The sequence below is a fragment of the Phenylobacterium sp. genome, from assembly GCF_031360265.1.
GTDB lineage: Bacteria > Pseudomonadota > Alphaproteobacteria > Caulobacterales > Caulobacteraceae > Phenylobacterium.
This window is the reverse complement of sequence record NZ_JANMBF010000172.1, coordinates 20,044-29,206: the sequence shown is the minus strand read 5'-3', so window position 1 is coordinate 29,206 and position 9,163 is coordinate 20,044. Positions and strand designations below refer to the sequence as shown.

Genomic DNA, 9,163 nt, shown 5'->3' with positions numbered 1-9,163 from the left:
CGAGGCTGTCTCGATGCGCTCTTCCAGGATGCGCATGAACTCCGCGCGTTTCAGGCCAGGCGGGATCGGCGGCAGGTACTCATAGACGATGGTCCCCGGCCGGCGCAGGAAGCCGTGGGCCGGCCAGTGGACGCCGGCGTTGGTGGCCATGGGCGTCACCGCCACGTCGATCTCGCGGTAGAGGGCGGCGATGCCGGGCTTGTAGTCGCCGGCCACGCCGGGCTGGCCCCGGGTGCCTTCGGGGAAGATCACCAGCTGGCGCTCGTGGGTGAAGCGGTCCTTGGCGTCGGCGACCATCTTGCGCAGCGCCGCCGACTGGCCGGCCCGGTCGACGACGATCATCCGCGCCTTCCAGGCATACCAGCCGAAGAACGGGATCCACATCAGCTCCTTCTTGGTCACGAAACAGCTGTCGGGCAGCCAGGCGAACTGGGCGAAGACGTCCAGCATGCACTGGTGCTTAGGCGCGATCAGGGCGCGGCCGGCGGGGATGAATTCCGCCCCTCGCAGCTCGACACGGATGTCGCAGATCACCCGCAGCAGCAGCATCACGCCGTGCGACCAGATGCGCCAGGAGTTCACCATCCAGCGGCGCGGCCCCAGCATCAGGGGCGAGATCAGCAGCACCCAGAACACCGACCAGGCGTAGAACGCGGCCACATAGGCCAGGGATCGGACGGCGATCACGCGGGACCTTTCTGTTGCGCCGGGGTCGCCTCGCGGGGGCCGAGGCGCAGGATGGCGTCGCGGCCGAGGATCGCCAGATACTTGCAATACTCCACCACCATCAGGCGGGCCGCGCGGGGCGCGTGCCACCACTGGCGCGCCTTCAGTGACGGGGTCGGCGCCGCATAGCTCTGCAACGTCACGCCGGACGGCGCCAGCACGGCGCGCAGCTCCAGCACGGCGCGGGGCATATGGTAGTCGGAGGTCACCACGATCAGGCTCCTGAAGCGCATGGCCCTGGCCCATTCCGCTGTCTCGCGGGCGTTGCCGACGGTGTCCATGGCGGTGAAGCCCAGGTCGACGCAGCAGTCGTAGAGCCGGCGCACGGTGTTGGACGTGGCGCGCAGCTGGTCGCGGGTGACCTCGCGGTTGACTCCGGAAACCAGCACGCGGCGGCCCAGGTGTTCGGACAACAAGGTCACCGCCGCGGCGATCCGCTCGTTGGAGTTGGCGCCGGTGAGCGCCACGATGCCGTCGGCCGGCGCGGGCGTGGGGCTGGGCGTCGACTGCTGCACGCGCGCGGCGAAGGCCATCAGCCCGGCCAGCCAGATCAGCACCACGATCAGCAGGGCCGCCAGCGATCTCATGGGCGGGACGCGAGAACGAGCCTGAGGAGGGGTGGTCGCATCGCCATGCTAGCGCATGTCCCCGATCAGCCGCATGGCGGTGATCCGCGCCGCCGCGGCGGCGACCAGGGCCGCCAGCAGCGGGCAGGGCAGGACCGCCAGCAGGTCGCTCCAGGCCAGAGGCAGGGCCGGCGTCAGGCCCTCGCCACCCCCGGCCAGCCGCAGGCCGGCGGCCACGGCGGCGGCGGCCACCGCGCCCAGCAGGCCCGCCTGGCCCGCCACCCGGGCGAACCGCAGCTGGAACAGCCGGGCGATAAAGCCGTCGTCGGCGCCGGCCAGATGCAGCACCTCGACCACGTCGCGCCGCGCGGCCAGGCCCGCACGGGTGGCGAAGGCCACCACCGCGCCCGCCGCGGCGGCGATCAGGGCGAACACGCCGCCGCCCAGCCAGCGGATCAGGTCGCCGGCGCGGCGGATGTCCTTCATCCAGACCGCATGGTCATCGACGGTGGCGTCGATGGTCTGGGCGGCCAGGGCCGCGCGCAGGCGTCGGGCGTCGGCGGGATGGCGCGCGTCCAGCGTCACCGCCACCAGGCGCGGCACCGGCAGGTCCTCCAGGTCGGTGACGTCGCCCAGCCATGGTCGGATCAGATCGTAGGCCTTAGCCGGCTCGAGCGCGCGGGCCTCGGTGACGCCGGCGACCCCGGACAGGGCCTCGGCGGCGCGGGCGGCGGCGGCGTCGGGGGTCTCGCCGCCGCGCGGGCGCACGATCACCGTCGCCTCGCCGGTGAGCTGGCCGGTCCAGCCGCGGGCCGCGCGGTCGGCGGCGATCACCCCGATGGGGGTGAGGCAGGCCAGGAAGCACAGCACCGCGACCACGAAGATCAACGCCCCGTCGCGGGCCTCCTTCTCCGGCAGGAACGGCGCGGGCCGCCAGCGGGCGAGGTCGAACATTTCGCTCACGGCTGGAACGCTCCGGCTTGCGGACCCTGGGGCGGCCGCAGCGCGATCCGCCCGCCTTCCAGGTGCAGCACCGGGCGGCCGGAGCGGGCGATCAGGTCCTGGTCATGGGTGGCGATCAGCACGGTGGTGCCCAGCCGGTTCAGCTCGACGAACAGGCGGAAGATGCGCAGCGCCATCTCGTGATCGACATTGCCGGTCGGCTCGTCGGCAAGCAGGATGTCGGGGCGGTTGACCACGGCGCGGGCGATCGCCAGGCGCTGGCGTTCCCCGCCGGCCAGGGTCGGCGGCATGGCGTGCATGCGCTGGCCCAGCCCGACCCACGACAGCAGTTCGGCCACGTCGCCGCGGTACTCGGCGGGCTTGCGGCCAGAGAGCCGCAGCGGGATCGCGGCGTTGTCGAAGGCCGACAGGTGCTCGAGCAGCAGCAGGTCCTGGAACACCACGCCGATGCGCCGGCGCAGCTGGGGACGCGTGGCGCCTGAGGCCCGGGCCACGTCCTGGCCGAACAGGTGGACCAGCCCCTTCGACGGCTTGCTCGCCAGGTAGATCAGTTTCAGCAGCGAGCTCTTGCCGGCGCCGGAGGGCCCAGTGACGAAGTGGAACGAGCCCGGGGCCAGGCCGAAATTCAGGTCGCGCAGCACCTCAGGGCCGCGCCCATAGCGCATCGACACATCGTCGAAACGGACAACGTCTTCAGCCGAGTTGGGCGCCGTTGCGGCGTTGGGGTTTCTGGACATGGAGGCCGAAATCGGCGACCTCGGAGGAGAGGTTTTCTGGAGCGTCCGATTCGACCGTCATGATACTGACCTGCCCAGAGTGCGCCACCAGCTATTTCGTCGACGACTCGCGGATCTCCGACGCCGGCCGCACGGTCAGCTGTTCGAACTGCGGCGCGCGCTGGACGGCGTTGAAGGAGCCGGCGGCGGCGCCGGGCCCTGAGTCTGGCTCCGCGTCTCGGCCGCAAGGCCCGCCGCCCGCGCCGGTGGCCAGGCCGCCGGTCGATGAACTGGTGATCGAGGGCCCTCCCGTGGCGTCGCTTTCGGCCGCCGTCCGCATGCGCGCCTCGGCGCCAAGACGCGAGGCCGCCGGCAAGGTCGCGGTCTGGGGTGCGAGCGCCGCGGTGATCGCCGCGCTGGTCGCAGGCCTGATCGTCTATCGCGCGCAGATCGTGCGGCTGGCGCCGGCTGTGGCTGGCGCCTACGCCGGCCTGGGCCTGCCGGTGAACCGGCTGGGTCTGGAGATCGAGGCGGTGCACGCCCAGCCGACCTTTCAGGGCGGACGGCCGGTGCTGGCGGTGACCGGCGCGATCCGCAATGTCAGCGACGCGGCGGCCCTGACGCCGGACCTGCGCATCAGCCTGCTCGACCGCGCCGGCAAGCCGCTCATCGCCACGGTCGCCCGGCCGATCGATCCGCGCGTCCCGGCCCACGCCCTGCGGCATTTCGCCATCGCCCTGGTCGATCCGCCGGCCGGCGTCCACGACCTGGAGGTGACCTTCGAAGCCGCCGCCCGGCCCGGCGCGGTCAAGCCCGGACCGCCGCAGGTCGCCGAGGCGGTGATGAGCGGACCCGCCCCGGTCGACGCCCGCCCGCTCGCCCCCGGAACCCCGGACGCCCTGCCGCCCCATGACTGAGTCACGTCCGACGGTCCTGCTTCCCGAGGCCGAGATCGCCGCCAGGGTCGAGGCCCTGGCCCGCGCCATCGCCCCGCACGTTGACGACCAGACGGTCGCGGTCTGCCTCCTGACCGGGGGTCTGTGGTTCTGCGCCGACCTGACGCGCGCCCTGTCGCGGCTTGGGCGCAACATTGGCTTCGACGCCCTGTGGCTCGCTTCCTACGGCGACGCGCGCGCTAGCCTCGGTCGCTGCGAGGTTCGCGCCGACCTGCAACGCCCGCTCGCCGGGCGCACGGCGCTGGTGGTGGACGACGTCTTCGACACCGGCCTGTCGCTGTCGGAAGCCGCGCGGCTGGTGCGGGACGCGGGCGCCGGCAAGGTGCTGACCAGCGTCTTCGCCCGCAAGCCCTGGCCGACCCGGCGCGCCATCGCGCCAGACTTCGTCGCCTGGGAAGCGCCTGCCCGCTTTCTGGTCGGATACGGCATGGACGCCGCCGGCGCATATCGGGGGCTGCCGTATATCGGGGCGTTGGACTAGACAGGAATTCCTATCGCCGCCGCAGCCATGCGGCCTCCACCGCGTTACACGCCTCAATGGGAGCAACGGACTTGAAGACTGGCGCGGCGGCCTTGGCGGCCCTGATGATCGTTGGCGGGTGCAGCCCGGCCCCGAAGGGCGGCGGCCCGGCCGACCAGTTCGCCGGGCTGGATGGCGAAATCCTCAAGTGGCGCGGCGAGATCATCGCCCACGACCCGCTGTGCGCCAGCAAGGCGGAGGGCCAGACCTGCGTCGACTTCGAGGTGGCCTGCAAGGCTCAGCGCACGGTCACCGCGGCGGATCAGGCCAAGGGCGTCACCGGCCGCGTGGTGGCCGCGATCAGCTGGAACGGCTTCGACGCGAAGTTCAAACAGGCGCAGCGGGGCGCCAAGACCGCCGAATTCGCCAAGGCCGCCTCCGGCTGGACCCGCACCGACCACGCTCCGGTCAGCATGAGCACCTGCGCCGACCTTTAGGGGCAGCCGGCCTGCGGCGCGCCGCGAAAGGACGCCCTTGGCGGCGATTGGTTCGAAGATCGAGATGCTCGCGGAAGACATCCGCGCCTGCACTGTCTGCGCGGCCGAGCTCGCGCTTGGCCCTCGCCCGATCGTCCAGATGAGTGCGACGTCGCGCATTGTCATCATTGGCCAGGCGCCGGGCGCGCGCGTGCACGCCAGCGGCATCCCCTGGAACGACGCCAGCGGCGACGTGCTGCGTGGTTGGACGGGCCTATCGCAGGCCGACTTCTACGATCCGGCCAAGGTGGCGCTCATGCCTATGGGCTTCTGCTATCCTGGGACGGGCCCCAGCGGCGACCTGCCGCCTCGCACCGAATGCGCACCGCTCTGGCACGACCGGGTGCTCGCCTTGCTGCCGCCCGATCGGTTAACCCTGTTGGTCGGCGGTTACGCCCAGGCGCGCTATCTGGCTGGCGCCCGGCGGGCGACGCTCACCGAGGCGGTGCGGGGCTTCGCCGCCTTCGGCCCGTACCAGATACCTTTGCCGCATCCCTCCTGGCGAAGCCGGGGCTGGATGACGCGTAACCCCTGGTTCGCGACCGAGGTGCTGCCGAGCCTGCGCGCGTCGATCCGGGCGCGGCTGGCCCGCTAAAGCCAGGGCGCCGTCCGCTCGCGGGCCAGCATGTCGTCGTAGGTCGGTCGCGGCCGGACCACGGCGTAGTCCGCGCCCTTCACCAGCACCTCGGGCGCCAGAAGGCGGGAATTGTATTCGCTGGACATCGCCGCCCCATAGGCGCCGGCGGTCATGAAGGCCACCAGATCACCGGCCTCCAGCGGCGGCAGCAGCCGGTCGCGGGTGAAGGTGTCGCCGGTCTCGCAGATCGGGCCGACCACGTCGTAGGGGGCCAGGTCGCCCTCGCGCGGCGCCACGGGGCGGATGTCGTGATAGGCGTCGTACATGGCCGGCCTGAGCAGGTCGTTCATCGCCGCGTCGAGCACCAGGAACCTGCGCCCGTCGGGCCGCTGGTTGATGTGCAGCACGCGCGCCACCAGCACACCGGCGTTGGCGGCGATCATCCGCCCGGGCTCGAAGGCGAACTGGAGGTCGGTGAGGCCGGCCATGACGCGGGCGATCATCGCGGCGTAGTCGCCCGGCGTCGGCGGGGTCGGCTGGTTGAAGTAGGGCGCGCCCAGTCCGCCGCCGAGGTCCAGGCGCTCGACCGCCAGGCCCTCCGCGCGCAGGCGCTCGACCAGGGCCCGCATCTTGCCGAACGCGGCTTCCAGGGGGGCGAGATCGGTGATCTGGCTGCCGATGTGGCAGGTGACGCCTACGGGCCGGACGCCGGCCATGTTGGCGGCGTTGGCGTAGAGCCGCTCGGCCTGGCTGAGCGAGACGCCGAACTTGTTGTCCGCCTTGCCGGTGGAGATCTTGGCGTGGCCGCCGGCCTCCACGTCGGGATTGACCCGGATGGCGACGGCGGCCCGCCTGCCCATCGCCTGGGCCACGGCATTGACCAGATGCAGCTCCGGCTCGGATTCCACATTGATCTCGCAGACGCCGGTTTCCAGCGCGAAGGCGATCTCTCCCGCCGTCTTGCCGACGCCGGAAAAGACGATGCGCTCGGGCGGCACGCCGGCGGCCAGCGCCCTGCGGATCTCGCCCTCCGAGACCACGTCCGCCCCGGCCCCAAGTCTGGCCAGGGTCCGCAGCACCGCGACGTTGGAATTGGCCTTCACCGCATAGGCGATCAGCGGCTCGCCGAGCCCGGCGCCCACCAGGGCGTCGCGCAGGACGGTGTAGTGCCGCTCCAGCGTGGCCGAGGAATAGACATAGACCGGCGTGCCGACCGCTTCGGCGATCCTGGCCAGCGGCACGTCCTCGCAGGTGAGCTCGCCCCCCTTGAGCTCGAAGTGGTTCATCGGGGGTTGGCGTAGGGATCGGGCAGGGCGCCGGCGGGCGCCGAGCGCGTGGGATCGTTGCCCGACCCGCCGATCGGCAGCGTCCGCGGCGGGGCCGGATCGGTGCTCCGGTCACGCGGGTCGATGGTGTCCACCGGCCGCGAGGGGTCCTGCGCCTGGCGGGTCTGTTCATCGGCGGCCCGCGTGGTGGCCCGGCCCGCGCCGTTGAGCGGTCCAGGCTTTTGCAGCTCGCCCAGCTTGCCGCAGGCGCCCAGCGACGCAGCGATCACCGTGACGATCGCCAGGGTGCGGGTGAGGGTGTGAAGGTTCATGCGAGAACTTCCTTCCAACGCTTGATCTGGGCGCGCACCTGATCGGGCGCGGTTCCGCCATGGCTCGTGCGGCTGGCCACCGAGGCGGCGGGGGTCAGCACCTGGTAGACGCCCGCGGTGATGCGAGAGTCCAGCGCCTGCAGGTCTTCGATCGGCAGGCCCGGAAGGTCGCAGCCGAGCTGTTCGCAGCGCTTCTCCGCCGCACCGGTGATGTGGTGGGCGTCGCGGAACGGCAGATCGAGCTCGCGCACCAGCCAGTCGGCCAGGTCGGTGGCGGTGGCATAGCCGGCGCCGGCCGCCGCGGCCATGCGCGCCACGTTCGGTTCCAGGTCCGCGATCATCCCGGCCATGGCGGCCAGCGACAGGTCCAAAGCGTCGAAGGCCTCGAAGGTCGGAACCTTGTCCTCCTGCATGTCCTTCGAATAGGTCAGGGGCAGGCCCTTCATCACCACCGCCAGCTGGGTGAACGATCCCAGCAGGCGGCCGACCTTGGCGCGCACCAACTCGGCGGCGTCGGGGTTCTTCTTCTGCGGCATGATCGACGAGCCGGTGGTGAAGGCGTCCGACAGGGCGATGAAGCCGAACTGCGGGGTCATCCAGATGACGATCTCCTCGGCCAGCCGCGACAGATGGACCCCGCAGACGGTGGCCGCGGCCAGCGCCTCCAGCGCGAAGTCCCGGTCGGCGACGGCGTCGAGGGAGTTGGCGGCCGGTCGGTCAAAACCCAGCGCCTGCGCGGTCATCATCCGGTCGACGGGGAAGGGCGACCCGGCCAGGGCCGCGGCGCCCAGCGGGCTCTCGTTCATCCGCGCCCGCGCGTCGGCGAACCGGCTGGCGTCGCGCCCGAACATCTCCACATAGGCCATCAGATGGTGGCCGAAGGTGACCGGCTGGGCCGGCTGCAGGTGGGTGAACCCCGGCATCACGGTCGCGGCGTGGGGCTCGGCCTTGACCAGCAGGGCGATCTGAAGCGTCCTGATCTGGGCTGCAGTCCTGTCGCAGGCCTCGCGCACCCACATGCGGAAATCGAGCGCGATCTGGTCGTTGCGCGAGCGGGCGGTGTGCAGCCGCCCGGCCGCCGGGCCGATCAGCTCGCGCAGCCGCGCCTCCACATTCATGTGGATATCCTCGAATTCCTCGCGGAACGGGAAGCTCCCGGCGGCGATCTCCTGGGCAATGGTCTCCAGGCCGGCGAGGATCGCCTCGGCGTCGGTGCTTGTAATGATCCCGGTCTTTTGCAACATCGCCGCGTGCGCTCGCGACCCTGCCAGGTCCTGGGCCGCCAACCGGCGATCGAAGCCGATGGAGACGTTGATCGCCTGCATCAGCTCGGCCGGCTTGTCCGAGAAGCGTCCGCCCCACATGGCCTGGCCGCCCGATGCGTTCGGAGGCGCCGGCGTCTTTGGAGCGTCAGAGGAAGAGTCGGTCATATGAACGAACGGTCCGCGGCCAGGCCCAGGGGCGGGGTCCTGAGATGGGCCCTCTGGGGCGCCGCTGCTATAGGCGTCGCGGCGGTTGTCTACATCATCGCACTGTCCTCGACCAAGCCGGTGACGCACACCCTGGCCGCCGCCCAGGCCGCCGCGCCGCAAACCCACGATGTCGCGCGGAAGCTGGAGCATGTCGGCGACGGCAAGGCCCCGCCCGCCTACACCTTCTATGACGCGGCCGGAAAGCCGGTCACGCCGGCCGCCTTCAAGGGCAAGGTGGTGGTGATGAACCTGTGGGCGACCTGGTGCGCGCCCTGCAAGATCGAGATGCCGACCTTGGCGCGGCTGCAGGCGGCCTATGCCGGGAAACCCGTACAGGTGGTGGCCGTCAGCATCGACAAGCCCGAGGCGCTCGCCGCCGCCAGGGCGTTCCTCGCCGGCCAGGCCCCGCTGGTATTCTACAATGACCCGCAGGCCAAACTGCCCTGGGCGATGACGCCGCAGGCGGCCGGAATGCCGACGACGATCCTCCTGGGCAAGGATGGCCTGGAACGCGGGCGCATCTCCGGCGAGGCCGATTGGGCCGGTCGCGGGGCCCGGTCGGTGATCGACAAGTTGCTCGCGGAAAGCTGAGTC

12 protein-coding genes are annotated in these 9,163 nt (G+C 71.5%); 5 read left to right on the top strand and 7 right to left on the bottom strand.

The features are described from left to right. The 4 genes from RMN86_RS15975 to RMN86_RS15960 all read right to left on the bottom strand — a co-directional run. Positions 1 to 687 (bottom strand): lysophospholipid acyltransferase family protein (locus RMN86_RS15975; RefSeq protein WP_309606848.1); only part of this gene is annotated, 687 nt, incomplete at its 3' end. Then, positions 684 to 1,313 (bottom strand): YdcF family protein, encoded by a 630-nt coding sequence (locus RMN86_RS15970; protein ID WP_309606847.1) that lies wholly within the window; start codon positions 1,311 to 1,313, stop codon positions 684 to 686. The genes RMN86_RS15970 and RMN86_RS15975, both read right to left, overlap by 4 nt. 48 nt (positions 1,314 to 1,361) lie before the next feature. Continuing rightward, positions 1,362 to 2,255, bottom strand: a complete 894-nt coding sequence (locus RMN86_RS15965) for an FtsX-like permease family protein (protein ID WP_309606846.1) — start codon at positions 2,253 to 2,255, stop codon at positions 1,362 to 1,364. Next, positions 2,252 to 2,992 (bottom strand): ATP-binding cassette domain-containing protein, encoded by a 741-nt coding sequence (locus RMN86_RS15960; RefSeq protein ID WP_309606845.1) that lies wholly within the window; start codon positions 2,990 to 2,992, stop codon positions 2,252 to 2,254. The genes RMN86_RS15965 and RMN86_RS15960 overlap by 4 nt, the downstream gene beginning before the upstream one ends. A gap of 59 nt (positions 2,993 to 3,051) precedes the next feature. Here RMN86_RS15960 and RMN86_RS15955 point away from each other — a divergent pair, with 59 nt between their 5' ends. The 4 genes from RMN86_RS15955 (at position 3,052) to RMN86_RS15940 (ending at position 5,518) form a co-directional block, all read left to right on the top strand. After that, the gene (locus tag RMN86_RS15955) at positions 3,052 to 3,888 is read left to right on the top strand and encodes an MJ0042-type zinc finger domain-containing protein (RefSeq protein ID WP_309606844.1); all 837 of its coding nucleotides are present in this window, start codon (positions 3,052 to 3,054) and stop codon (positions 3,886 to 3,888) included. Continuing rightward, positions 3,881 to 4,408, top strand: coding sequence for a phosphoribosyltransferase family protein (locus tag RMN86_RS15950; RefSeq protein WP_309606843.1), 528 nt, complete (start codon positions 3,881 to 3,883; stop codon positions 4,406 to 4,408). Before RMN86_RS15955 ends, RMN86_RS15950 begins: the two co-directional genes overlap by 8 nt. A gap of 71 nt (positions 4,409 to 4,479) precedes the next feature. Further along, positions 4,480 to 4,884 carry a hypothetical protein gene (locus RMN86_RS15945; RefSeq protein ID WP_309606842.1) on the top strand — a complete coding sequence of 135 codons (405 nt, stop codon included), beginning with the start codon at positions 4,480 to 4,482 and terminating at the stop codon, positions 4,882 to 4,884. A 37-nt stretch (positions 4,885 to 4,921) separates the two neighbouring features. Beyond that, positions 4,922 to 5,518, top strand: coding sequence for a uracil-DNA glycosylase family protein (locus RMN86_RS15940; protein ID WP_309606841.1), 597 nt, complete (start codon positions 4,922 to 4,924; stop codon positions 5,516 to 5,518). Here RMN86_RS15940 and lysA read toward each other — a convergent pair. Genes lysA through argH form a run of 3 tightly spaced genes read right to left on the bottom strand, consistent with a single transcriptional unit; the run spans position 5,515 to position 8,527 of the window. Beyond that, the gene (lysA, locus tag RMN86_RS15935) at positions 5,515 to 6,786 is read right to left on the bottom strand and encodes a diaminopimelate decarboxylase (protein WP_309606840.1); all 1,272 of its coding nucleotides are present in this window, start codon (positions 6,784 to 6,786) and stop codon (positions 5,515 to 5,517) included. The two genes, RMN86_RS15940 and lysA, sit on opposite strands and share 4 nt — an antisense overlap. Beyond that, positions 6,783 to 7,097, bottom strand: coding sequence for a hypothetical protein (locus RMN86_RS15930; protein WP_309606839.1), 315 nt, complete (start codon positions 7,095 to 7,097; stop codon positions 6,783 to 6,785). Before RMN86_RS15930 ends, lysA begins: the two co-directional genes overlap by 4 nt. Then, positions 7,094 to 8,527 carry an argininosuccinate lyase gene (argH, locus tag RMN86_RS15925; protein ID WP_309606838.1) on the bottom strand — a complete coding sequence of 478 codons (1,434 nt, stop codon included), beginning with the start codon at positions 8,525 to 8,527 and terminating at the stop codon, positions 7,094 to 7,096. The genes RMN86_RS15930 and argH overlap by 4 nt, the downstream gene beginning before the upstream one ends. Between argH and RMN86_RS15920 the strand changes: the two genes are divergently transcribed. Further along, complete coding sequence (locus tag RMN86_RS15920) at positions 8,528 to 9,160, top strand: TlpA disulfide reductase family protein (protein ID WP_309606837.1); 633 nt, start codon at positions 8,528 to 8,530, stop codon at positions 9,158 to 9,160. Positions 9,161 to 9,163: the final 3 nt, after the last annotated feature.

What these genes read in the sequence shown, in the direction of transcription:
- RMN86_RS15950 (WP_309606843.1), top strand. Translation starts at nt 3,881, where the DNA reads ATGACTGAGTCACGTCCGACGGTCCTGCTTCCCGAGGCCGAGATCGCC.
- RMN86_RS15970 (WP_309606847.1), bottom strand. Translation starts at nt 1,313, where the DNA reads ATGAGATCGCTGGCGGCCCTGCTGATCGTGGTGCTGATCTGGCTGGCC.
- RMN86_RS15955 (WP_309606844.1), top strand. Translation starts at nt 3,052, where the DNA reads ATGATACTGACCTGCCCAGAGTGCGCCACCAGCTATTTCGTCGACGAC.
- argH (WP_309606838.1), bottom strand. Translation starts at nt 8,527, where the DNA reads ATGACCGACTCTTCCTCTGACGCTCCAAAGACGCCGGCGCCTCCGAAC.
- RMN86_RS15930 (WP_309606839.1), bottom strand. Translation starts at nt 7,097, where the DNA reads ATGAACCTTCACACCCTCACCCGCACCCTGGCGATCGTCACGGTGATC.
- lysA (WP_309606840.1), bottom strand. Translation starts at nt 6,786, where the DNA reads ATGAACCACTTCGAGCTCAAGGGGGGCGAGCTCACCTGCGAGGACGTG.
- RMN86_RS15920 (WP_309606837.1), top strand. Translation starts at nt 8,528, where the DNA reads ATGAACGAACGGTCCGCGGCCAGGCCCAGGGGCGGGGTCCTGAGATGG.
- RMN86_RS15960 (WP_309606845.1), bottom strand. Translation starts at nt 2,992, where the DNA reads ATGTCCAGAAACCCCAACGCCGCAACGGCGCCCAACTCGGCTGAAGAC.